Origin of the sequence: Agromyces sp. Leaf222 (assembly GCF_001421565.1) — a bacterium.
Lineage (GTDB): Bacteria > Actinomycetota > Actinomycetes > Actinomycetales > Microbacteriaceae > Agromyces.
In genome coordinates, this window is the sequence record NZ_LMKQ01000001.1 from 1,189,512 (window position 1) to 1,212,488 (window position 22,977).

The 22,977-nt window shown below is 71.3% G+C and carries 19 protein-coding genes; 9 read left to right on the top strand and 10 right to left on the bottom strand.

Going from position 1 to position 22,977, the window contains the following annotated elements:
• Positions 1–30: 30 nt before the first annotated feature.
• A complete protein-coding gene (locus tag ASE68_RS05200; protein ID WP_235480768.1) occupies positions 31–405 on the bottom strand; it encodes a TraR/DksA C4-type zinc finger protein in 375 nt (124 codons plus the stop codon).
• 78 nt (positions 406–483) lie between these two features.
• On the opposite strand from ASE68_RS05200, the gene ASE68_RS05205 reads away from it, so the two are divergent.
• From ASE68_RS05205 to ASE68_RS05215, 3 genes are read left to right on the top strand one after another with little or no spacing between them, the layout of a single operon-like run.
• Complete coding sequence (locus ASE68_RS05205) at positions 484–3,114, top strand: DNA polymerase III subunit gamma and tau (protein ID WP_055855827.1); 2,631 nt, start codon at positions 484–486, stop codon at positions 3,112–3,114.
• Between the two features lie 3 nt (positions 3,115–3,117).
• Positions 3,118–3,714: a recombination mediator RecR gene (recR, locus tag ASE68_RS05210; RefSeq protein ID WP_055855830.1), complete on the top strand. Its 597-nt coding sequence runs from the start codon at positions 3,118–3,120 to the stop codon at positions 3,712–3,714.
• Positions 3,715–3,760: 46 nt separating this feature from the next.
• Positions 3,761–4,123, top strand: coding sequence for a nuclear transport factor 2 family protein (locus ASE68_RS05215; RefSeq protein WP_055855833.1), 363 nt, complete (start codon positions 3,761–3,763; stop codon positions 4,121–4,123).
• A 74-nt stretch (positions 4,124–4,197) separates the two neighbouring features.
• Here ASE68_RS05215 and ASE68_RS05220 read toward each other — a convergent pair whose 3' ends face one another.
• A complete protein-coding gene (locus tag ASE68_RS05220; protein ID WP_055855836.1) occupies positions 4,198–4,698 on the bottom strand; it encodes a hypothetical protein in 501 nt (166 codons plus the stop codon).
• A gap of 137 nt (positions 4,699–4,835) precedes the next feature.
• On the bottom strand, positions 4,836–7,679 hold the full coding sequence (locus ASE68_RS05225) for an alkaline phosphatase family protein (RefSeq protein WP_162238249.1): 2,844 nt from the start codon (positions 7,677–7,679) through the stop codon (positions 4,836–4,838).
• 247 nt (positions 7,680–7,926) lie between these two features.
• Between ASE68_RS05225 and ASE68_RS05230 the strand changes: the two genes are divergently transcribed.
• The 5 genes from ASE68_RS05230 to ASE68_RS05250 all read left to right on the top strand — a co-directional run bounded on the left by ASE68_RS05230 (position 7,927) and on the right by ASE68_RS05250 (position 14,159).
• The gene (locus tag ASE68_RS05230; protein WP_055855843.1) at positions 7,927–9,201 is read left to right on the top strand and encodes an aspartate kinase; all 1,275 of its coding nucleotides are present in this window, start codon (positions 7,927–7,929) and stop codon (positions 9,199–9,201) included.
• A gap of 214 nt (positions 9,202–9,415) precedes the next feature.
• Positions 9,416–10,471, top strand: coding sequence for an aspartate-semialdehyde dehydrogenase (locus ASE68_RS05235; RefSeq protein ID WP_055855845.1), 1,056 nt, complete (start codon positions 9,416–9,418; stop codon positions 10,469–10,471).
• Positions 10,472–10,530: 59 nt separating this feature from the next.
• Positions 10,531–11,280 (top strand): SGNH/GDSL hydrolase family protein, encoded by a 750-nt coding sequence (locus tag ASE68_RS05240; RefSeq protein WP_082462030.1) that lies wholly within the window; start codon positions 10,531–10,533, stop codon positions 11,278–11,280.
• 87 nt (positions 11,281–11,367) lie between these two features.
• Positions 11,368–13,008: a cell wall metabolism sensor histidine kinase WalK gene (locus ASE68_RS05245; RefSeq protein ID WP_082462031.1), complete on the top strand. Its 1,641-nt coding sequence runs from the start codon at positions 11,368–11,370 to the stop codon at positions 13,006–13,008.
• Complete coding sequence (locus ASE68_RS05250; protein WP_055855852.1) at positions 13,005–14,159, top strand: GGDEF domain-containing protein; 1,155 nt, start codon at positions 13,005–13,007, stop codon at positions 14,157–14,159. Before ASE68_RS05245 ends, ASE68_RS05250 begins: the two co-directional genes overlap by 4 nt.
• 8 nt (positions 14,160–14,167) lie before the next feature.
• Here ASE68_RS05250 and ASE68_RS05255 read toward each other — a convergent pair whose 3' ends face one another.
• Complete coding sequence (locus tag ASE68_RS05255; protein ID WP_055855855.1) at positions 14,168–14,764, bottom strand: hypothetical protein; 597 nt, start codon at positions 14,762–14,764, stop codon at positions 14,168–14,170.
• A gap of 184 nt (positions 14,765–14,948) precedes the next feature.
• Between ASE68_RS05255 and ASE68_RS05260 the strand changes: the two genes are divergently transcribed.
• The gene (locus tag ASE68_RS05260) at positions 14,949–16,445 is read left to right on the top strand and encodes a glycosyltransferase (protein WP_082462323.1); all 1,497 of its coding nucleotides are present in this window, start codon (positions 14,949–14,951) and stop codon (positions 16,443–16,445) included.
• Between the two features lie 82 nt (positions 16,446–16,527).
• Here ASE68_RS05260 and ASE68_RS05265 read toward each other — a convergent pair whose 3' ends face one another.
• From ASE68_RS05265 to ASE68_RS05290, 6 genes are all read right to left on the bottom strand, one after another.
• A complete protein-coding gene (locus tag ASE68_RS05265; RefSeq protein WP_055855858.1) occupies positions 16,528–17,418 on the bottom strand; it encodes a response regulator transcription factor in 891 nt (296 codons plus the stop codon).
• A 15-nt stretch (positions 17,419–17,433) separates the two neighbouring features.
• Positions 17,434–18,621, bottom strand: coding sequence for a glycoside hydrolase family 6 protein (locus ASE68_RS05270; RefSeq protein WP_055855861.1), 1,188 nt, complete (start codon positions 18,619–18,621; stop codon positions 17,434–17,436).
• A 72-nt stretch (positions 18,622–18,693) separates the two neighbouring features.
• Positions 18,694–19,077 (bottom strand): RidA family protein, encoded by a 384-nt coding sequence (locus tag ASE68_RS05275; protein WP_055855863.1) that lies wholly within the window; start codon positions 19,075–19,077, stop codon positions 18,694–18,696.
• Between the two features lie 81 nt (positions 19,078–19,158).
• Positions 19,159–19,890: an IclR family transcriptional regulator gene (locus ASE68_RS05280; protein WP_055855866.1), complete on the bottom strand. Its 732-nt coding sequence runs from the start codon at positions 19,888–19,890 to the stop codon at positions 19,159–19,161.
• Position 19,891: 1 nt separating this feature from the next.
• Positions 19,892–21,538, bottom strand: coding sequence for an amidohydrolase family protein (locus ASE68_RS05285; RefSeq protein ID WP_055855869.1), 1,647 nt, complete (start codon positions 21,536–21,538; stop codon positions 19,892–19,894).
• Positions 21,538–22,854: an alanine racemase gene (locus tag ASE68_RS05290; protein ID WP_055855871.1), complete on the bottom strand. Its 1,317-nt coding sequence runs from the start codon at positions 22,852–22,854 to the stop codon at positions 21,538–21,540. The genes ASE68_RS05285 and ASE68_RS05290 overlap by 1 nt, the downstream gene beginning before the upstream one ends.
• Positions 22,855–22,977 lie beyond the last annotated feature (123 nt).

The window sequence follows — 22,977 nt, forward strand, 5'->3', positions numbered from 1 at the left end:
TGTCGCCGAGGCGGTCGAGGCAGGTTCGGTTCAGCGCACGTGGCGCGCGCAGTCGATGCACAGCTCCGCGGTCGGGCGCGCATCGAGGCGTGCGACCGTGATGCGCTTGCCGCAGTTCGAGCAGACGCCGTAGCTGCCGTCGGCGATGCGCGCGAGCGCATGCTGGACATCCGCGAGTTCGGCCCGCACATCGGCGAGCACGGCGCTGCGCTGCGACCACTCCTGGGTCATCGTCGGGCCCTCCGGGTCGTGCTCGTCGTCGGCCGTCGCGTCGCTCCTCGCGATGCGCACCGCGGTCATCGCATCGTCGAACTCGGCCAGCCGCTGCTCGGCGTCGGCGCGCTCGGCGCGCAGCCTCGCCTCGAATCTCGTGAGCTGTGCCGGTGTCATCGTCGTCGCCGTCATCATGCCCCCTTTCGATCACCGCATGCTACGCCCACGACATCCGGAACGCGTGTCAGACGCGGCAACTACGATTGAGGCGTGGTCACCGCCCTATATCGCCGTTACCGGCCCGAGACGTTCGCCGAGATGATCGGACAGTCGCAGGTGACCGATCCGCTGATGACGGCGCTGCGCACCGATCGCGTCAATCACGCCTACCTGTTCAGCGGCCCGCGCGGTTGCGGCAAGACGACGTCGGCGCGCATCCTCGCGCGCTGCCTGAACTGCGCCGAGGGGCCGACCGACGTGCCGTGCGGCACCTGCCCGAGCTGCGTCGAGCTCGCTCGCGGTGGCGGCGGTTCGCTCGACGTCGTCGAGATCGACGCCGCCAGCCACAACGGCGTCGACGACGCGCGCGACCTGCGCGAGCGCGCCGTGTTCGCCCCGGCGCGCGACCGCTACAAGATCTTCATCCTCGACGAGGCGCACATGGTCACGCCGCAGGGCTTCAATGCCCTGCTGAAGCTCGTCGAAGAACCGCCTGAGCACGTCAAGTTCATCTTCGCGACCACCGAGCCCGACAAGGTGCTCGGCACGATCCGCTCGCGCACGCACCACTACCCGTTCCGGCTCGTGCCGCCCGGCCCGATGCTCGAGTACGTGCAGCAACTCTGCAGCGAAGAGGGCGTCGAGGTCGCGCCCGGCGTGCTGCCGCTCGTCGTCCGCGCCGGCGGCGGCTCGCCGCGAGACACGCTCTCACTGCTCGACCAGCTGATCGCCGGCTCCGAGGGCACGAGCATCGACTACGAGCGCGCGGTCGCGCTGCTCGGCTACACGCACGGCGCGCTGCTCGACGAGGTCGTCGACGCCATCGGCCAGGGCGATGCGGCCGGGGCGTTCGCCGCCGCCGACCGGGTCGTGCAGACCGGCCAAGACCCCCGCCGATTCGTCGAAGACCTGCTCGAGCGCCTGCGCGACCTCATCATCGTCGCCGCGTCGACGCCTGAGGCCGCCGCGGCGGTGCTGCGCGGCGTCCCGGCCGACGAGCTCGCGCGCATGGGCACGCAGGCCGCCGCCTTCGGGGCCGCCGAGCTCTCTCGCGTCGCGGACCTCGTCAACCAGACCCTCACCGAGATGAGCGGCGCGACCTCGCCGCGCCTGCACCTCGAGCTCATGCTCGCCCGCGTGCTCGTGCCCGCGATCGACGACACGCAGCGCGGCGCGCTCGCACGCGTCGAGCGACTCGAGCGTCGCGTCGGGTTCTCGGATGCCGCGGGCGCGCCGTCCGGCGGCGGTGCAGCGCTTGCCGCGCCGGCCCCGACCTCCGCCCCTGCACCGGCTGCTCTTGCGCCGACCGCCCCTTCGCCGGCCGCCCCTTCGCCGGCCGCTCCTGCGCCGGCAGCGCCGGCGCCTGCTGCAGCGCCGTCTGCGCCAGCGCCCACCACGTCGGCCCCGGCGTCCCCGCCTGCGGCTGCTTCTGCCGCGCCGGAGTCGGCCGCGACGACGCCGGCAGCCGCTGCGCCGGCCGCGCCCGAGACCTCCCCGGCGCCTTCCGCACCCGCCCCGGCACCTGCGCTCGTCGGGCCGGTCACGGTGCAGCAGATGCGCGATGCGTGGCCCGAGGTGCTCGCCGCGCTGCAGCGGGTCAAGCGCACCGCGTGGATGGCCGCGCTCACCGCGCAGGTCATCGACTACCGCTCCGAAGACGGCGTGCTCCTGCTCGGATTCCCCAGCCAGAACGACGTGAACGACCTCAGGGGTTCCGCCGGCGCGCAGAGCCCCGCAGAGCTGCTGCGTGCGGCGATCACCGAGGTGCTCGGCATCCAGGTCAAGTTCATTCCGCGGGTCATCGGCGCGCAGGCCCCGGGCCAGCAGCCCGCCGGCCGAGCGGCCGACGGGGGCGGCGCGTCGCCCGCGCCTGCCGCGCCTGCATCCGGCGGCCCTGCGCCTGCCAGTTCCGCGCCTGCCGGTTCCGCGCCGCCCGGTTCCGCGCCCGCCGGCGCTTCATCCGCCGGCTCCGCACCGGCGGCGCCGAGCGCGGCTGCGGCGCCACCAGCACCCGGCTCCGGGCCGGCGGCGTCCTCCGGGGCTCCGTCGACGTCGGGCACGAAGTCCGGTGCCGCACGCGACGCCGGTCGCACGTCCGCACCGAAGACCTCCGCACCCTCGGCGAAGGCCGCAGCCTCGGCGCCGGTCGACTCCTGGGCGACGGTCGCGATCCCGGGCGACCCGGCCGACGGCGCGTCAGGCGCCACCGCCGGCACCGCGACGGCCCTGCTGACCGCGACGCGCGAGGCCGAGCGCCCCGCCGCTGCGGCGACCGTCGAGTCCGCGCCGTCCGCTTCGCCCGTGGTCGAGCGCGAGGCCACGCGATCGATCGAGGCCCCGAGCGCCCCAGACGACGCCGATGCCCCTCCGCTCGACGAGGAGCCGCCCTTCGATCCCGACTTCGACCGCGTTCCGGCCGACGAACCGGGCGCGGGACGACCTCAAGGTTCCCAGCGGGTCGCGCCGACGCAGCCGGCGGCGCGTGCCGAGGCCTCGGCCGAGGCATCCGCTCCCGCGCCGAGGCAGCGCGCGGCGAACGCTGCACGGAGCGCCTCAACCAGCGCCTCCACCAGCGGCGGCATCCAGCGCTACGGCGAGGCCGTCGTGCGCGAGGTTCTCGGCGCGACCTTCCTCGAAGAGGTCGAGACGCCGGCACGTCCCGGCTTCGGGGAGCGTGGCTAGCGCATGTACGAAGGCATCGTCCAAGAACTCATCGACGAACTCGGCCGGCTTCCCGGCATCGGGCCGAAGTCGGCGCAGCGCATCGCGTTCCACATCGTGCAGACCGAGCAGTTCGACGTGAGCCGGCTCGCCGAGATCCTCATGGACGTGCGCACGAAGGTGCGCTTCTGCGCGATCTGCGGCAACGTCTCCGAGCAGGAGACCTGCTCGATCTGCCGTGATCCGCGCCGCGACCCCGCCCTGATCTGCGTGGTCGAAGAGGCGAAGGACGTCGTCGCGATCGAGCGCACGCGCGAGTTCCGCGGGCTCTACCACGTGCTCGGCGGCGCGATCAGCCCGATCGACGGCATCGGGCCCGACGAGCTCCGCATCCGTCAGCTCATGCAGCGCCTCGCCGACGGCACCGTCACCGAGGTCATCATCGCGACCGACCCGAACCTCGAGGGCGAGGCGACGGCGACCTACCTCAGCCGACTGCTCACCACCCTCGAGATCCGCGTCACCCGTCTTGCCTCCGGCCTCCCCGTCGGCGGCGACCTCGAGTACGCCGACGAGGTCACCCTCGGCCGTGCCTTCGAGGGGCGGCGCGTGGTCGGTTGACCCGACGAGGGTTGACGCCGACCGCGCGGTGGACTGGACTGGGTGCATGGCCGTCAGTCGAGGTGCCGAATGGGTTGCGGGGTACGTCGCCGCCTGGCAGTCGAACGACCCCGACGAGATCGGCGCGCTGTTCACCGACGACGCCGTCTACCTCACGAGCCCCGACTCGCAGCCGCGCGTCGGGCGAGAGCAGATCGTCGCGGGCTGGCTCGAAGACCTCGACGAGCCGGGCACCTGGGCCTTCGACTGGAAGGTGCTGCACGAGCACGACGGGTTCGTCGTCGTGCAGGGGCGCACCGTGTATCCGGCCCGCAGCGACTACCTGAACCTCTGGATCATCCGCCTCGCGCCCGACGGCCGTGCCACCGAGTACACCGAGTGGTACATGGCGCGAGGCCACAAGGACTGAGCTCGGGCGACGGGCGGCCCGCGACGGGCGGCCTGCAACCGGCATCCGCCACCGGCATCCGCCACCGGCATCCGTCAGCGCAGCACCTCGACGAGCACGACCCACGCGAGCACGATCGCCGAGGCGATCGCCAGGATCGTCGCGATGCCGAGCACCATCAGGCCGGCCGGCACGACGCCCGCGAGCAGCAGCACCGACCCGACGAGGTACGCGACGATGGGCAGCAGCCCGGCCGCGGACTTCGCGGCGAGCTCGCGCGCCGTTCCCCGATGCTGGTCGTCCTGGAAGATCGCGCGCACGGCATGCACCTCGAATGCGGCGGCGACGGCGGCCGCGACGAGCGCCTCGATGCCGTAGGCCCACAGCGGCTGTCCGGGCGCGAGCGCGAGGCCGGTGACCACGATCGCGAGCACGAGGGTCGCGATCGACGCGGCGGCTCGGGCGGGCAACGTCTTCGAACTCATGATCGCGCCGATGTTCACCGACATCGCCACGATGAGCAGGCCCGCGAGCGCTGCGGTCGCCCCGACCATCGCCACGTTGAACTCGGACCATGGTTCAAGCGCCTCGGACATGCCCGCACTCTATCGGCGGCGGCCCGTCGATGGCGAGGCTCGTGGCACGCAGGAAGGGCCGGGGGAGGCCCGACCCTTCCTGGACCCTCATCGCGATGCCGTCATGGGCACCTCGACGATGGTCGGTGCGGCATCGCCTACGGGATCGTCACCGTCGAGGTGACCGTACGGGTGTTGCCCGAGAGGTCGGTGACGGCTGCGCGCACCGTATAGGTGCCGGAGGCGAGGCCGCTCGGCAGCGTCCATCCACCGGTCCATTCGGTCGCGCCGATCGCGGTCGAGGCCGAGGTGGAGCCGATCGCCTTCAGCAGCTTGGAGTTCGCGGCGTCGTAGACGTTCGCGGCGACGCGGCGGAGGCCGACGGCGTCGGTCGCGACGAGGTCGGCCCGACCTTCGGCGATCGTCAGGTCGAGCGTCGGTCGGGTGTTGTCCACCTTCACCTTCACCTCGAGCTCGCCACGAAGCCCGCTCGTGGCCTTGGCTGAGAACACGAAGGTGTACTCGCCGTCGGCGAGCGTGCTGAAGTCGACCGCCGGGAGGGTGAGCGAATCGGTGCTCGGCTCCCACTGGTAGCCCTTGACCGACGGGACCTGAGCGCCGTCGGCGGTGTAGAGCTGGGCGTGGAACGCCTGGAGGTTCTCGCCGGCGACGGTCATCGAGACATCCGCCTTGCCGCGGAGGATCGCACCGTCGGTGAGCGAGCTCGTGATGACGGGGGCGATCGCGGGGTCGGGGGCGTCCGCGCGGATTTCGGGTGCGTCGACGGCCCAGTAGCCGTTGTTGGCACCGTCGGAGAGTCGCCAGCCGATGCGCACCTTGCTCACGTCACCGGCCGGTGCGGTCGTCGAGAACGCGACGGGCTGGTTGATCTCGAACAGGGCGCCGTCGGCGACGCCGTCGCGGGACCACAGCACCTGGCTCGTGCCGTCGTCGTACTCGGCGATGACCTCCGCATGCTGCGGCACACCGGCCGTGATCTGCCGGTAGTGCTGCAGGAACGACACGTCGACGGCGCCGCCGGGGCGCACGTCCTGCCACGGCGAGTACAGCGTCGAGTCGAAACGGGCCCCGGATGCCGTGGGGTTGCCCTTGTCGTTCCACTCGTCGGGGTCGGCGACCGCGATCACGTCGCGGGCGCGCACGAACGAGCCACGTCCCTGGCCCTCCTCGCTGGTCGCCCAGAACTCGCCGTCCATGAACGACCAGCCGCGGTACTCGGCGACGCCGAGGTCGGGCGTCTGCTCGTCGATCTGCCAATCCCGGGGGGTCTGCTTCGTCCATCCGCCGGAGAAGACCGGCTTCGGGGCTTCGTCGACGACGTCGCCGAGCGACCCGACGAGCGTGTCGAACGGGTCGGTCGACTCGGTGCCGATGGGCACGCCTTCGAGGCCCCACTCGGGGTCGATGTCGACGCCGAGGTGCGCCAGCGCGGTCGGCGCGATGTCGACCTGTCGCCACTGCCGGGTCGCCGTGCCCGAGACGGGAACGTCGCCGCCGGACGCGAGGGTCCAGATCATGCGGGTGAGGTGCTGGTCGCCGCCGTGACCGTAGCCGGTGAAGCCGTGGTCCGTGGAGGCGAGGATCAGCCAGTCCTCGTCGGATGCCGCCTCTCGCGCCTCGATCGCGGCGACGAGTTCGCCGACCTGCGCGTCGAGCTTCTCGATCGTGGTCTTGTACTGGGGCGATTCGGCCGTGTAGCTGTGGCCGGTGGCGTCGCCGTTGTGGAGGTAGACGACCATCGCGTCGGGGTTCCGGGTTCCGAGCACCTCGAGAGCGTCGGCGACGCTCTGCTCGTCGGTGGCTGCGGCGGAGGCCCCGGTCTGCTGGATCTTGACGTCCGGACGGAGGATCAGGTGGTCGTTCAGCGGCTTCCAGTCGGCCGTGGAGAATGTCGCGAACCCGGGATCGACCTGCTCGAGCCGGGTGAGGACGTCGGGGTAGGCCTCGATGTTCGGATTGGCGAAGTTGTTGTCGGGGGACCGGTGCTTGTCGACCCAGACGCCTGAGAGCAGGTTGGCGTGGCCATGACCGGAGACGGTCGGGCCGAGCGCGTTGTCCTGCATGTAGCCGACGCCCATCTGGCCCTTCGCCGCGAGCGCGTCGATGTTCGGCGTCGCGTACTCGGTGAGCTTGTCGAAACGAACACCGTCGAAGTCGATGAAGAGCACCTTGCGGGAGCTGATGCCGTCGGGCACATCGGATGGCCGGGGGCCGGGGTCGGGCAGCGGCGATTCGGCGCCGGCGCGCGGCTCGGAGTCGACGCTGATGTTGTCGACGGCCCAGTACCAGTCGTTCGTCGCCTTCTCGATGACCCAACCGAGCTTCATCGAGGTGGCGCCGACCGGCACGGCGACGGGCTGGGTGAGCGTGCGGTTCTGCAGGTACACCTGGTCGCCGAGTACGGCGGTCGAGTATTCGAAGAGCCGCACGGGAGCGGCGCCGTCGAACGACACCTCGAGCGCGGCGACCTGGGGTCCGGTCTGGCGGTAGTTCGAGTCGAAGTTGACGTGCACCGTCGAGCCGCCCGTGACGGCGACGGACGGCGACGTGAGGGTGCTGGCGAAGAGCTGCTCGCCGGGGTTGTTCCCGTCGTCCCATTCGTCGTTGTCGGCCACGGCGACGACTCCGGAGCCCTTCGCGAAGGCCTCGCGACCCTGCCCGCCCTGCGCCGCGGCCCAGAACGACGGGGTCGCGAACGTCCAGCCGCGCCATTCGCTCTTGCCCTTGGCACCCATCGATGCATCGTTGGCGACGGTCCAGCCGGTGGGTGCGGTGGGTGTCCAGCCGAGCGTGGTCTTGGGGATGTGGGTCTCGTGGACCGACGGCCCGAGCGAGCCGCTCAGGGAGTCGAAGTCCTCGGAGAACGAGGTGGTCGCGGCGAGTTCCCCGCTGTCGTGGGCCATTGCGGGGGTGGCGGGCATGAGGAGTCCGATGCCGAGGCAGCCGGCCGTGAGCATCACGGCGCGGTTTCGTGTTCGCACGATTTCTGGTCCTTTCCAGATGGGTGGATTTCCGAGTCTGTCGGCGGTGGCGGAGGATTCCGAGCGAAACCGGGGAACACGTAGGTGAACATCTTCTGAGCATTCGAGACCCATATAGATACAACTTCGAGGATGCCGTGGGGGCCGCCGTCACATTGCCGGAGGCGCATACGCGCCGCACGTATGATGGAGGTTCCGGCGTCCCGAGGTGCAAACCCGGCGCCCCACCCACCCCCTTGGAGACCACGTGAGCTTGATCGTGCAGAAGTTCGGCGGGTCGTCCGTCGCCGATGCGGAGAGCATCAAGCGCGTGGCCAAGCGCATCGTCGAGACCCGCAAGGCGGGCAACGACGTGGTGGTCGCCGTCTCCGCCATGGGCGACACGACCGACGAGCTGCTCGACCTCGCCGACGAGGTCTCGCCGCTCCCGGCGCCCCGTGAGCTCGACATGCTGCTCTCGGCGGGTGAGCGCATCTCGATGGCGCTGCTCGCGATGGCGATCAAGAGCATGGGCCACGAGGCGCGTTCGTTCACGGGCAGCCAGGCGGGCATGATCACGGATGCCACGCACGGCGCCGCACGCATCGTCGACGTCACCCCGGTGCGCCTCCGCGAGGCGCTCGACGAGGGTGCGGTCGTCATCGTCGCCGGCTTCCAGGGCTTCAGCCGGGAGTCGCGCGACATCACCACGCTCGGCCGCGGCGGCAGCGACACGACGGCCGTGGCCCTCGCCGCAGCGCTCGAGGCCGACGTCTGCGAGATCTACACCGACGTCGACGGCGTGTTCACCTCCGATCCGCGCATGGTCAAGCGGGCGCAGAAGCTCGACCGCGTGACCAGCGAAGAGATGCTCGAGCTCGCGGCATCCGGTGCCAAGGTGCTGCACATCCGCGCGGTCGAGTACGCCCGCCGCCACGGCGTGACCCTGCACGTGCGTTCGTCGTTCAACAACAACGAGGGGACGATCGTCTACGACCCCTCGCGTCTTCCCGAAGGAGCAGCTGTGGAAGAGTCCGTCATCGCCGGAGTCGCGGTCGACCTGTCCGAGGCCAAGATCACCGTCGTCGGGGTGCCCGACAAGCCGGGCGTCGCGGCGAAGATCTTCAAGATCGTCGCGAACACCAACGCGAACGTCGACGTCATCGTGCAGAACGTGTCGGCGGCGACCACGGGGCGCACCGACATCTCGTTCACCCTGCCGAAGGCCGACGGCGAGCGCGCCCTCACGGCCCTCGCCAACGCGAAGGACTCGATCGGCTTCGAGTCGCTGCAGTACGACGACCAGATCGGCAAGCTCTCGCTCGTCGGCAACGCCATGCGCAGCGCGACCGGCGTCTCGGCGAAGCTCTTCGAGGCGCTCTACGAGGCCGGCATCAACATCGAGATGATCTCCACGAGCGAGATCCGCATCTCGGTCGTGACGCGTGCCGACAGCGTCGCCGACGCCGCGCGCGCGGTGCACACGGCGTTCGGGCTCGACTCCGACGTCGACGCGGTCGTGCACGGCGGCACCGGCCGCTGAGTCGAACGCCGGCTTCGGTCGAGCGGATGCCGCGGCATCCGTCGCACCGGGGCCGCCCGCGGCATCCGTCGACTGCCGCAGATCGGGCGAAAGCTGCCAGAACCGGACGAATGCTCGCATTCGGTCCTGAATCGGCGCCGACGTCCTGCACACTGGAATGACGATCGTCCGGGTCGCGGTGATGCCGCGAGCCCGCAGAGATAGGGAATCACGCATGGCACACGGAGTGAACATCGGCGTCGTCGGCGCCACCGGTCAGGTCGGCGCGGTCGTGCGCCAGTTGCTCGAGGAGCGCGACTTCCCGGTCGCGAGCATCCGCTACTTCGCCTCGGCGCGCTCGGCCGGCTCGACCCTCCCCTGGAAGGGTGAGGACATCGTCATCGAAGACGCTTCGACGGCCGACCCGAGCGGCCTCGACATCGCGATCTTCTCGGCCGGAGCCACGCTCTCGAAGGCGCAGGCCCCGCGCTTCGCCGCGGCCGGCGTGACGGTGGTCGACAACTCGAGCGGCTGGCGCATGGACCCCGAGGTGCCGCTCGTCGTGAGCGAGGTCAACCCGCACGCGATCGATGAGGCCGTCAAGGGCATCATCGCCAACCCGAACTGCACGACGATGGCGGCCATGCCGGTGCTCAAGGTGCTGCACGACGAGGCCGGGCTCGAGCGCCTCATGGTCTCGACGTACCAGGCCGTTTCGGGTGCCGGGCTCGCCGGTGGAGAAGAGCTGCTCGAGCAGGCGCGCGCCGCCGTGGCGCAGGACGCCATCCTGCTCGTGCACGACGGCCGTGCGGTCGAGTTCCCCGAGGCCGAGAAGTTCCCGCGCACGATCGCGTTCGACGTGATCCCGCTCGCCGGCTCGATCGTCGACGACGGCGACCTCGAGACCGACGAAGAGAAGAAGCTGCGCAACGAGAGCCGCAAGATCCTCGAGCTGCCGGGCCTGCGCGTGGCCGGCACCTGCGTGCGCGTGCCCGTCTTCACTGGTCACTCGCTCTCGATCCACGCGGAGTTCGCGAACCCGATCACGCCCGAGCGCGCGACCGAGCTGCTGTCGGACGCCCCCGGCGTCGCGCTCAGCGACGTGCCCACGCCGCTGCAGGCCGCCGGCACCGACCCGAGCTACGTCGGTCGCATCCGTCAGGACCAGTCGGCCGAAGACGGCAAGGGCCTCGTGCTCTTCATCTCGAACGACAACCTCCGCAAGGGCGCAGCGCTGAACGCCGTGCAGATCGCGGAGCTCATCGCGGCGAAGCAGCCCGCGGCGGTCTGACACACCGGCGAGGCGACCACGCCGACCATCCGAACGCCCGTCGGCCCCGAACCACTCTCATGAGGACTCGGGGCAGGCGGGCGTTCGGCATCTGGGCGGGCAGGGCGGGCAGCGCGGGCCCACCGGGCTCGCGCATCGGCGCGATCGTCGGCGCCTGCGCGGTCGGGCTGCTGCTGGCGGCCTGCGCCGGCGCACCGGCATCCGACCGCGCAGGTGAGGCGTTGCCGGCCGACGCGCCCGTCGTCGCGTTCTACGGCGACTCGTACACGCTCGGCACCGGTGCGAGCAGCCCGGAGCGACGCTGGTCGAGCATCATCGCGGCCGACCGAGGCTGGGCGGAGTTCAACCCGAGCGTCAACGGACTCGGCTTCGTGACCAACCGGGAGCCGGGTCTCGGCGGCCCCGGCACCGACCTCGTCGAGGCGATCGTCACGCAGGAGCCGGCGCCCGACCTCGTCTTCGTCACGATGGGGCTGAACGACAACTTCTCGATGCCCTCGCGCGCCGACGACATCCGCGCGGCGATCGACGCCGACCTCCAACGGCTCTCCGAGGAGCTGCCGGACGCCCGGCTCGTCGTGGTCGAGCCGTTCTGGTACACCGATGAGCGCCCGGAGTCGGTCGAGCAGATCATCGCCTGGGTGCGGGCGGGAGCCGAGCGGGTCGACGCCGACTGGATCGCCGGCGCCTCGCACTGGATCGAGGGGCACCCCGACTGGATGGCGGACGACGGCCTGCATCCGAACGACGAGGGCTACGCCGAGATGGCGCGTCGCATGGACGCGGAGTTGCGGTCCATCGGGCTCTGATCCGCCGCATCGCGCATCGGCGCAGCGTGTCTCGGGTGGCCGGAACGCCCTCGACGAGTCAGGCGCCCGCGCGAGTAGGCTCGCTGCATGCGGGCATCGGGGGAGCCTCAGAGGGGGAGCGTCACCCTCGACCGTTCGGTGATCCTGTCGCAGCTGCTGTTCGGCGTGGCGCTGATCGTCGTGGTCTTCACCCTCCAGGCGTTCGCGCCGGGGTCGATGGCGAAGCCGCTCGTCCTCACGGGCGTCGTCCTGGCGTTCGTGGTCACCGGCGTCACCGTCGTGACCCCGTGGCATCGGCTGCCGCGCGACTTCGTGATGATCGTGCCGGTGCTCGACATCGTCGCCATCGGCCTCATGCGCATCGGCGACCCGGGGATCGGCGTCGGCCTGCTCTGGATCTTCCCCACGCTCTGGCTTTCGAGCTACTTCGGGGTGCGCGGTGCCATCATCGCGGTCGGGTCCGCATCGGTGCTGGTCTGGACGTCGGAGATCCTCGCGGATCGGGAGTTCGCGTCTGCGGCCGTCCCCGGCGTGGTGCTGCTGCCGATCGCGCTGCTCTTCGTCGCGACGAGCGCGGTCCTGTCGAGTCGACGTGCCGCGGCGCAGCGTGTGCTGCTGCGCTCGCAGGCGACCCAGCTCGAGCGGGCGCTCCGGCGGGCGAGCCGGCAGGAGGCCCTCCTCGCCGACGTGCTGAACGCGGTCGACTTCGGCGTCGTGCGCCTCGACCGCGACGGACGCGGCGCGATCATGAACGCGGCGTACGCGAGGCTCTACGGGTTGGAGATCGGGCGGCCGGATGACGCGCGCCACGGCACGGCGTTCGCCGAGGACCGGGCGACCGCCCTCGACGCCCGCGAGCTCCCGTTCAACCGGGCCGCCGACGGCGAGGAATTCGACGACGTCATCACGTGGATCCCGACGGAGCGGCACGAGCTGGCGGCCGTGGCGGCGACGGCACGCCGCCTGTTCGATGTCGACAACGAACCGGACGGCAGCGTGCTCGTCGTGCGCGACGTGACGGCCGAACTCCGGGCGATCCGCGCTCGCGACGACCTCGTCGCGTCGGTCTCGCATGAGCTGCGCACGCCGATGACCTCGGTGCTCGGCTACATCGAACTCTCGCTCGACGACCCGGGGCTGCCGGCCCCGGTTCGGCGCAACCTCGAGATCATGGAGCGGAACGGCGAGCGGATGCTCGAACTCATCGCGAGCATCCTCCAGAGCGCGCGTCAGGCCGATGCGCCCCCGCTCCTGCAGTTCGTCGACGCCGATCTCGGATCCATCGTGCGCGACTCGGTGGAGTCGCTCCGCCCCCGCTCCGACGAGCGGAGCATCACCGTCACCATCACGACGGCCGAGCGGGTGATCGCACGCGTCGACCCGTTCCGTCTTCGGCAGGTGGTCGACAACCTGCTCTCGAACGCCATCAAGTACAACGACGAGGGCGGGGAGGTCTCGATCGGGGTCACCGCCGACGACGGCACGGCCTGGATCGTCGTGCGGGACTCCGGCATCGGCATACCCGAGGCCGAGCTGCCGAAGATCTTCGATCGATTCTTCCGCTCGGAGTCCGTGCGCCAGGGGAGCGTGCACGGCAGCGGCCTCGGGCTCGGCATTGCACGCGACTTCGTCGAGCGGCACGGGGGCAGATTGTCCATCGAGAGCGAGGAGGGCGTCGGGACGACCGTCATCGTCACGCTGCCGACCGCGGGCCAGGGGGAGCCGTGATCATCGATCCGTACACCATTCAGCTCGCGGTGATCACGGTCACCATCGTCGCGGGCGTCATGTTCATCCTCGACACGGTGCTCCGCACGGCGGATGCCGCCGGCCGAGTCTGGGCGGTCGCCTTCATGTCGGGCATCCTCGCGTCGTTCTCCTACGCGACCTGGATCGTGAACCCCGAGGCCTGGTGGGCGGTCGCGATCGGCAATGCCGCGGTCGTGCTGAGCCCGGCCCTGCTCTGGTGCGGTGCGCGGGCGTACAACGGGCGGCGGCCGCTCGCGTGGATCGCACTCCTCGCGGCGGGCGCGGCAGCCGTCGCGGTGCTCGCCGCAGGAGCCGACGGCGGCGATTGGGCGGGTGCACTCCTCATGTTCGCGCTCATCGCCCTCTTCGCCGCGCTCGGCGTGTGGGAGACCGTGCGCGCGCCGATGCGCGTGCACTGGGCCGCGCGCGGGCTGACGGTCATCTTCGTGATCGTCGCCGTCTACTACGCCACGAGGGCGGTCGCATTCATCGCGATCGGCCCGGAGGACCCGTGGTTCAGGGCTGCGCTCGGCACCGAGTCCGCCGGATTCGTGCTCATCGCGCTGATGGTCGTCGCCGTCGTGAGCCTCGTCGTCCTCCAAGGCGAGCGGGTGCCGCGCGCGTCGAGTCGGCGGAGCATGGCCTTGCCGTATTCCGCCGACGCCGTGCTGAACGACGATTCGTTCCGCGAGATCGTCGGCGACTGGCTCGAGCGAGCGAACTATCACGACGAGCAGCTCGTGTTCATGCGCATCGAGGTCGACGAACTGGACGCGCTGAACACGGCGTTCGGTCGGTCAGTGGGCAACCAGCTGCTGGCGGAGTTCACCGAGATCGTGCGGCGCCATGGCTCGCCCCACTCCGACATCGGCCACGACGGGCCGGGATCGCTGGTCCTGGTCGCGCCGTACGCACGGCTCGACCTGGCCGCCGATGATGCCGAGGCGGTTCAGCGAGGGCTGCGAGAGCATCGCATCGACGCCGCGCAGGGACTCCGGCTCTCGGCGAGCATCGGCCTCGCCGGCACCGATCGCTTCGGCTACGACTTCGACGCGCTCATGACGGCTGCAGCGGATGCCGCGGCGAACGCTCGGGCGAAGGGCGGCGGTGTGGTCGCGGTCGCCGAGTGATTCCTCGCTCAGCCCTCCGGTGCGATCGCGATCGACAGCGTGTCGACGGCGGTCTGCTTCGCGTAGTCGGCGGAGGTCGGCGTCGACTGCAGCAGGAGCTCGTACTTCATCGTCAGGTCGAGGCTGGTGGATGCGTCGTCGAGGGGCGGCACGATGAAGGTCTGGCTGTAGCTGTACGGGTCGAGCACGAGGTAGCCGGGTGCGACGCTCGCCTGGTCGACGATCGGCTCGGGTGCGGGCAGTGAGCCTCCGGGGCCCCCGACGACCGGGACCGCCGTGACCTTGGCGAGGTAGATCTTCTGGCCGTCGGCGGGGGTCACCACGGCATGCACCGAGAAGCTCAGGGGCTTGTTCGCGGCGGCGGTCCACTGATCCATCGGCAGCGTCGACCAGTAGTCGATCGTGAGCGTGACCGCGCCGACCTCGATGGTGCGGGTGACGGCACCGGCCGCGAGGTCGTTCTGCACGGGCGCTGCAGTGCTCGTCGCCGAGGGCGATGGAGACGGGGTGCCGCTTCCGGCGAGCCACGGCGGCGCCGAGCATCCGCCCAGCAGGAACGCTGCGGCCGAGATCGCCGCGACGGCTGCGATGCGACGGACGGACACGTGATTGGGATGCTCGCGCACGGGATGCCTTCCGGTCCGGCGACGTCTGGCCCCCCCAAACGCCGGAATCTTGAGCAGATCTTGAGCCGACGCTATCGCATCCCAGCGCTGAACCCGAGGTCGCCCCGCCAGACTCGGAACGTGGTGCGGGGACGCTGCACCACTACATCGAAGGAGTTCCATGATGACCGGTGTCGTCGCCAGCCCCATCGCCCACGGGGCCGTCAAGCGAGACGGCTCGGACATCGCGGACTCGTACGTCCGGCCGCTTCCCGCTCCCGAACTCGAAGCGTACGTCGACGATTTCGCCGCGCTCGTGGACACCCTCCCGTCCACCCGCTCGACGATCGGCTGCATCGTCCCCGCCTACAACGAGGAGGCGTCGATCGGCGCCGTCCTCGAGTCGCTGCTCGCTCAGACGCGACTGCCCGACGTGGTGCACGTCGTCGTGAACAACACGACCGACCGCACCGTCGAGGTCGCCGCGGCCTTCGCCGGAGCGCACACGCGCATCGACGAGAACGGACTCGAGCAGTTCACCGAGATCTTCGTGCACGACATCGGCAAGAACCCCGACAAGAAGGTCGGCGCCCTGAACTACGGCTACACGCTCGTCGAGGGCCTCGACTTCCTGCTCGGCGTCGACGGCGACACGGTCGCCGACGAGCGCGCCGTCGAGTTCCTCGAGGCCGAGATCGCCTCGGACAGCCGCATCGGCGGCATCTCGGCGATCTACTCGATCGACGACCACGACATGAAGGGCGTCGTCGCACCGTTCCTCATCGCCGGCCAGCGGGCGCAGTTCGCCGCGTTCAACATGCAGAACATGCTGCGGGGCCGCAACATGGCCGTGCTCGGCGGCCAGTACTCGATCTTCGCGACGCACGCGCTTCGCGACGCGATGGCCGCGAACCGTCAGACCACCCCGTGGGTCAAGGACAGCGAGGTCGAGGACTCGCTCCTCTCGCTCCAGATCAAGAGCGCCGGATACCTCACCAAGATCAGCGCGCGTGCTCGCGCCGACGTGGGCGGCATGACGACCCTGCGTGCGCTCGACGCCCAGCAGGTCAAGTGGAACTACGGCGCCATCGAGCTCATGTGGCCCGGTCAGCGCGGTGACACGAAGGGCCAGCCCCTCCACCCCAACCTGCGCCTGCGCTGGTGGGAGAACGCGTCGATGGCGATCAACGCGCTCAGCCGCATCCTCTTCCTCGTGCTGCTCGCCGGGTCGCTCTCGATCGGCGCGTTCGTGTTCAGCCCCGTGTGGCTGATCCCGCCCGTCGTCGCCATCCTGCTGAACCTCCGCATCGCCCTGTCGATGGAGCACCGCTCGGTGCGCGACATCCTGTTCGCCGCCCTGCTGGTGCCGGCCGAGGTGTACATGTGGGTGCGCATCGGGCACTTCACGAGGGCTTGGACGAAGTTCGCCAGCAAGAAGCAGGTCGACAACTGGGCCGCCCAGGCCAAGGCCGAGCGCGGCTCGGGGCACGCCTACCTGGCACCGATGCTCATCGCGCTCGCCGCGGTGATCGCCATGGTCGCGATCTGGACCCAGCTCAGCCCCGTCGTGCAGTCGTCGATCCTCTGGGTGGGCTGGCCCGTGCTCGGCACCATCACGGTGCTGCAGACGCTCGGCATGTTCGGCAAGCTGGTGCGCCGCCACCACGGCTACAAGGTCTGATGACGGATGCCGCGGACCTGACGGTTGCCGCGGGAACGACGGATGCCCCGCCTCGACCGAGGCGGGGCATCCGTCGTCGCGTTCACGCCCCGTCGTCTGCGGTGAGCCGGTACCCCACGCCGCGGACGGTCTCGATCCAGCGTGGCTGGCTGGCGTTCTCGCCGAGCTTGCGTCGCAGGTTGGCGAGGTGCACCTCGACGGCGCGCTTGTCGGCGTCGCTCACGTAGTACGACGTGACGTAGCTCTCTCCGCGGAGCGCGAGGGCGAGGTCGGCCTTGCTGCGTACGCGCCGGCGCGAGGAGATGATCAGGCTGAGCAGGTCGAACTCGCTGCGCGTGAGCTCGACCTCGTCGCCGTCGACGACCACGAGGCGCATGTCGGGTTCGAGGCGGAGGCCCCGGTGCTCGATCCACCCCTCGTCGCCCGCGGCGGTCGCCGGCACGACGACGGCGGCTGCCGGGGATGGCTGCGCGGGCGTCGTCGACGGTTCGGCGGGCACTCCGGGCTTCAGCGGCGCCGCCGTTCCGGCTGAGGCGTCGGGCGTCACGGCTTCTGCCGAACCCACCGAAGACGGGTCGCCCTCGCCTCCCGCGACGGCGAGGCGAGGGCGGCGCATCATGGCGTCGATCCGCGCGCGGAGCTCGCGCGGGCGGAACGGCTTCGCGATGTAGTCGTCGGCCCCCGACTCGAGGCCCATCAGGGTGTCGATCTCCTCGGTCCGGGCGGTGAGCATGATGAGGTAGGTGTCGCTGAACGCCCTGATGCGCTTGGCCGCCTCGAAGCCGTCGATGCCGGGCATGCTGACGTCGAGGGTCGTGAGCGTCGGCCGGTAGCGGCGCACCTTCTCGACCCCGTCGAGTCCGTTGCCGGCGCTGTGCGTCTCGAACCCGCCCTGCTCGAGCACCTCCTCGAGGAGGCGGCGGATGTCCGCATCGTCCTCGATGATCACCGCGACGCGGTCACGTGCCGTCATGTGTTCCCCCGTTCATCATGATCCTCCAGCGAGCCGATCGGCGTTCGCGACCAGCTCCTCCGCCTGCTCGGGCCACCAGGTCCCTGCGGCCGGCCCGCCGTTGCACGTACCGTCGCTCTCGCCTGGCGGCTTCACCCACAGCACCGCGTCGACGACCGGGTCGTCGAGCGCGTGCGGCTCGTCGCCGAGTGCGAGACCGGCTGCGTTGCACCACTCGCCGTCGGTGGGCGGCCCTGCGCCGTTGCGCGACGTGTCGATGATCGCGTGCGCGCCGCCGAGCGCGTCGGAGATCCGCATGGCGTAGGTGGCCTCGGCGTCGGTCGCCTGCGAGTTGGACACGTTGGTGGCGAAGCCGCGGGCCTGGTCGACGCCCGCGGCGCGCAGCAGCTCCGCCATGTCGGCGGCGGGCAGCCACGCGGAGTGCCCGCCGTCGAGGTAGACCTCGGCGCCGGTGCCCGAGAAGCGTTCCAGTGCGGATCGCACGAGCTCGGTGCGCGCGTCGGGGTCCGGGCATTCGGACGCGAGCGCGAGGGAGTCGGGCTCGAGCACGACGATGCTCGTGCGGTCGCCGAGCCCTGCGGCGATCTCGTCGACCCAGTCGAGGTACTCGTCGCCCGGCAGGCCTCCCGACGAGAACCCGCCGCAGTCGCGGTCGGTGATGCCGTAGACCACGAAGACCGGGAGCGCGCCGGTGGTCTTCGCCTGCGCCACGGTGTCGGCGACCACGCCGGACGCCGTTCCGGGCTGCACGCGCTCCGGCGTGAGCCAGATCGCGGAGGGGGATTCGGCGATCCGCGCGGCAGCCGCACGTTGCTCCTCGGTGCCGGATGCCTCGGCCGCACGGGCGGCGTTCGAATCGGGGTCGACGAAGAGCGCACGATCCCGGAGCGGATTGCCTTCGGGCTGCTGCGACACGATGATGAGCGACGTCGCGAATGCGGCGAGGGCGAGGAGCAGCAGCGCTGCGGCGGCGATGAGAGCGATGGGCAGCGCCCGACTCGGCCGCCGTGCGGCGGGACGGGGGCCGGGGGCGAGACCTGGAGCGGCACCGGGAGCGCTGCCGCCGGCGGGGATGCGGGCTGCCGACTCGTCGGCCGAACTCGCGTCGGGCGAGGGCGACGTCGAGCCGCGGAGCACGTAGCGTGCGTCATCGCGGTCGTGGCGCACGACGGGCTCGTCGCCGCGCGGGGCATCGTTCGGCACGTCGCCCCCTCCCCAGCGGCCGGTGTCGGCCCAGTCTACGAGGGGAAGGGGCGGCGTGCGCCGATCACCGGGTCAGTCCTGCGGGATCGCGGCGACCACGTCGATCTCGACGAGGATGTTCGCGAGGCGCGAGCCGACCGTGGTGCGCACGGGGTAGGGCTCGGTGAAGAACTCGGCGTAGGCGACGTTGTACTCGGCGAAGTCGGCGAGGTCCTCGAGGTGCGCGGTGACCTTCACGACGTCGTCGAACGAGAGGTCGTACTCCGCGAGCACGGCGCCGATGTTGCGCAGCACCTGGCGGGTCTGCTCGGCGGCACCGCCCTCGACGACGAGGCCGGTGGCCGGGTCCTGCGGGCCGAAGCCGGCCGTGTACAGGAAGCCGTTGGCGACCACGCCGTGGCTGTAGGGGCCGGCGGGCTTGGGGGCGTTCGACAGGGTGACGGCGGTCTTGGACATGGTTCCTCCAGTGGGTGTTCGGTGTTCGGTCGTTCGCTGTTCAGGTCTTCGGTGGTCGGGTCTTCGGCGGTCGGGGCGCCGTCAGCCGATCTCGGCCGAGATGGCGGCGGCGGCCTCGCGGAGCGCGGGCAGGTGGGACTTCAGCCGGTCGAGGTCGGCGACCATGCGCACGGCCGTCACCGAGATCGCGCCGACGACGCCGAGCTGGCTCTCGATGGGCACGGCGAGGCAGTTGACGTACGGCTCGAACTCGCGGTCGTCGGTGGCCCAGCCGCGGGCGCGCACGCGCGCGAGCTCCTCGTCGAGGCGTTCGCGGGTCGTGATGGTGAGGTCGGTGAAGCGCTCCCAGGTGACGCCGTCGAGCACGGCGTCGCGCCGGGGCACGTCGAGGTTCGCGAGGATCGCCTTGCCGACGGCCGAGCAGTACGGGATCACGGCCTTGCCGACGCGCGAGTACATGCGCACGCCCGACTCGTCTTCGGCCTTGTCGACGTAGACGATCGAGCGGTCCATGAGCGCCGCGAGGTGCACGGTGTTGCCGACGCGCCGCTGCAGCCGCCGCACATGCGCCGAGCCGGCCTCGCGCAGGTCGAGCGAGTCGAGCGCCTCCTTCGAGAGCGCGGCGAGCCGGGTGCCGAGCGTGTAGCGCCCGTTGCCCCGGCGGCGCACCCAGCCGACCTCCTCGAGCGCCTGCAGCTCGCGGAACATCGTCGACCGGTGCAGGTCGAAGGCCTCGGCGAGCTCGGCGACGGTGCGCGGATCGGCGGCGATGGCGTCGATGATGCGCGCGGCGCGGGTGACGGACTGCGACATGTCAGGCTTCCTTCGGGCAGGTCGAGCGACGGATGCCGCGGCCGGGCGTCGCGCCGGTGAGTCGCCCGCCTGCGAGCACCGGCACGCCGGCGACGAGCACGTCGTCGATGCCCTCGGCGAGGGCGAGCGGATCTTCATAGGTCGCGCGGTCGGCGATGCGCGCCGGATCCACGAGCACGAGGTCGGCGACGGCGCCCGGACGCACGCGCCCCCGGTCGCCGAGCCCGAACCGGTCGGCGGCCCTCGTCGAGACGAGCGCCGCGGCATCCGCCCAGTTCATGACCCCCTGCGAGACGACGAGCGAGTGCAGGTAGCGGGCGAACGAGCCGCGGGCCCGCGGGTGCGGGTGGGCGCCGACGAAGATGCCGTCGGAGCCGCCCATCGCGAACGGGTGGGTGAGGATCGACGCGAGGTCGGCGTCGGTGCGCGCGTACCGCACGGCCATGACCACGTTGACCTCGAGCCGCGACGCGACGAGCACGTCGAGCGCGAACTCGGCGGGCGTGGTGCCTGAGCGGGCCGCCGCTGCGCCGATCGTCAGGCCGTGCGCCCATCCGAATGCGGGGGCGGCGACGTGCGCGAGGGTCAGCATCTCGGGCCAGTCGGGGCCGAGGCTCGGGTAGTCGACGATGGTCGGGAACCACTCGGCGAGCAGGCGCGCCCGCTCGACCGGATCCGAGAGCAGGGCCAGCACCTCGGCGGTCGGGCGCACGGTGATCGACGCGGGCAGAAGGGGCATCGCCAGGATCGAGCAGCCGCGCGTGTACGGGTACGCGTCGAAGCTCGCGTCGACGCCGGATGCCGCGAGCCCCGCCATGAGCCCGTGCACGAGGTGCGGCTCGGCGTGGAAGTGCGACACGTGCACGGCGGCGCCCGACTGCTGCGCGATCGCCCGGATCTCGTCGATGCCCGTGGCGGAGCCCGACTCGTAGCCGCCGCGCATGTGCGAGACGTACACGCCGCCCGCCGTGGCGACCGGCTCGGCGAGGCGCGCGAGCTCCTCGGTCGTGGCGAAGGCGCCCGGCACGTAGTCGAGTCCGGTCGACAGGCCCACGGCGCCGTCGGCGAGGCCCTCGGCGACCAGGGCGAGCATCGCGTCGAGCTCGGCCCGGCTCGCGTCCTCCGCCGATCGCCCGCAGACGAGCCGGCGCACGGTGCCCGCCGGCACGAGCAGCGCCTGGTTCACGGCGGTGGCGTCGTCGTACGAGGCCAGCAGTTCGCGGATGCCGCCCCCGCGGTAGCCCGGGTGCGGGCCGTTGATCGCGGCGAAGTACTCGCTCGCGTACGTGCCGTCGCCGGGGGCGTACGAGACGCCGTCCTGCCCGCCGATGACGGTCGTGACGCCCTGCCGCAGCAGCGCGAGCTGCACGTCGGGGTCGAAGACGAGGCCGTCGGCGTGCGCGTGGGCGTCGATGAACCCGGGCAGCAGCAGGCGTCCGCGGCCGTCGATGACCTGCGTCGTGTCGAGGTCGGCGTCGCGCGTGCTGCCGCGAGGCTCGACGCGGGCGATGCGTTCGCCCTCGACCACGACGTCGACCGGCTCGCCGAGTTCGGCGACCGGCCCCGAATCGCCGTCGACCACGATCACATCGCGGATGACGCGGGGCCCGCGTTCGCCGTGCGACGGTACGTGCGTCGGTGCGGTCATCAGAAGAACGTCCGCACGAGGTCGACGACCACGTCGCTGCCGGCACGCTCGACGACGGGCAACCAGCGGCGCTTGTCGAAGGCGGTGCACGGGTGCGAGAGCCCGAGCGACACGACGTCGCCGATCGCGACCGGCAGGGTCGTGCCGAGCTCGTCGGCGCGGAGATACGCATGCTGGTCGTTCAGGGCGGTGACGGATGCCTCGTCCAGCGACCGCTCGTCGCCCCCGATCGCGGCGGCGGCCCCGAGCGGCACGGGCAGGCCCTCGTCGTACGGGAAATCGCGCTTGCCGCCGTCGAGCAGCGCGAGGCCGGGCTCCGGGTGCGAGACGACGCGCGCGTAGCCGCGCATCGCCGGTTCGAGCAGGTCGTCGAGCGGCGAGATGCCGCGGTAGAACCCGTGGTCGTGCAGCAGCGAGGCGCCCGAGCGGAGGATCCATCGGGTGCGGCGGCCGGTCGCGGCATCCGCTGCGATCGCGGGGGCGAACACCTCGGCGACGAGGTCGAGGTAGGCGCTGCCGCCGGCGCTCACGATGACGTCGTCGGCGGCGATGCCACCCGGCGTGAGCAGGCCCCGGTCGAGCAGGAGGTCGCGCAGGGTGACGAGACCGGAGAGGTAGCCGCGCACGGCGGTGAGGGCCGCCGGCGACCGGTCGTGCCCGAGGCTGCCCTCGTAGCCCGCGACGCCCACGAGCCGCAGCACCGGGGAGTCGGCGACGCGCTGCGCGAGCTCGACGGCCTGCTCGAGCGAACGTGCCCCCGTGCGGCCGCCCGGCGCGCCGAGCTCGACGAGGACGTCGATCGGGCGGGGGAGCGCGGAATCCGTGCCGGCGAGCGACTCCGCGAGCCCGCGCTCCATCGCCGCGACGGTGTCGACCGAGTCGACCCAGCACCGGAACGAGAAGTCGGGGTCGGCGAGCTCGCCGGCGATGAACGCGAGCGCGGCCGGCGCGACGAGCGCGTTCGCGAGCATGATGCTCGACACCCGGAACGAGCGCGCGGTGCGCACCTGCCCGGGGGTCGCGAGCGTGAGGCCGGTCGCGCCCATCTCGAGCTGCAGGTTCCAGAGGGCGGGCGCCATCGTGGTCTTGCCGTGCGGCATGAGCTCCATGCCCTTCGACTCCGCCCACGCCTGGATCGTCGCGGCGTTGCCGCGCATCGCCTCGGCGTCGAGCACGGTGAGCGGAGTCCAGAACTCGCCCAGCCGCGGCTTCGTCGCGAGGAACTCGCGCACGGTCAGGCCGGCGGCGCGCGCCGGCAGGCCCGTGTCGCCCGGCGAGAGCACCTCGTCGGCGAGGTCGTCGGTTCGGCGTGACATCCGCTGCTCCTCAATTGCTCTGGTCGGTGCCCCGGCCATCGCGCTGGTCGGCGCCCCGGGTCGATAGATGTTGCACATGTTGCAACCGGCTTGCGCCGAATCTGCACACCAGCAAGCATAGGG

What these genes read in the sequence shown, in the direction of transcription:
- ASE68_RS05265 (WP_055855858.1), bottom strand. Translation starts at nt 17,418, where the DNA reads ATGACGGCACGTGACCGCGTCGCGGTGATCATCGAGGACGATGCGGAC.
- ASE68_RS05240 (WP_082462030.1), top strand. Translation starts at nt 10,531, where the DNA reads ATGAGGACTCGGGGCAGGCGGGCGTTCGGCATCTGGGCGGGCAGGGCG.
- ASE68_RS05290 (WP_055855871.1), bottom strand. Translation starts at nt 22,854, where the DNA reads ATGTCACGCCGAACCGACGACCTCGCCGACGAGGTGCTCTCGCCGGGC.
- ASE68_RS05275 (WP_055855863.1), bottom strand. Translation starts at nt 19,077, where the DNA reads ATGTCCAAGACCGCCGTCACCCTGTCGAACGCCCCCAAGCCCGCCGGC.
- ASE68_RS05280 (WP_055855866.1), bottom strand. Translation starts at nt 19,890, where the DNA reads ATGTCGCAGTCCGTCACCCGCGCCGCGCGCATCATCGACGCCATCGCC.
- ASE68_RS05260 (WP_082462323.1), top strand. Translation starts at nt 14,949, where the DNA reads ATGACCGGTGTCGTCGCCAGCCCCATCGCCCACGGGGCCGTCAAGCGA.
- ASE68_RS05215 (WP_055855833.1), top strand. Translation starts at nt 3,761, where the DNA reads ATGGCCGTCAGTCGAGGTGCCGAATGGGTTGCGGGGTACGTCGCCGCC.
- recR (WP_055855830.1), top strand. Translation starts at nt 3,118, where the DNA reads ATGTACGAAGGCATCGTCCAAGAACTCATCGACGAACTCGGCCGGCTT.
- ASE68_RS05285 (WP_055855869.1), bottom strand. Translation starts at nt 21,538, where the DNA reads ATGACCGCACCGACGCACGTACCGTCGCACGGCGAACGCGGGCCCCGC.
- ASE68_RS05220 (WP_055855836.1), bottom strand. Translation starts at nt 4,698, where the DNA reads ATGTCCGAGGCGCTTGAACCATGGTCCGAGTTCAACGTGGCGATGGTC.
- ASE68_RS05200 (WP_235480768.1), bottom strand. Translation starts at nt 405, where the DNA reads ATGACGGCGACGACGATGACACCGGCACAGCTCACGAGATTCGAGGCG.
- ASE68_RS05235 (WP_055855845.1), top strand. Translation starts at nt 9,416, where the DNA reads ATGGCACACGGAGTGAACATCGGCGTCGTCGGCGCCACCGGTCAGGTC.
- ASE68_RS05245 (WP_082462031.1), top strand. Translation starts at nt 11,368, where the DNA reads ATGCGGGCATCGGGGGAGCCTCAGAGGGGGAGCGTCACCCTCGACCGT.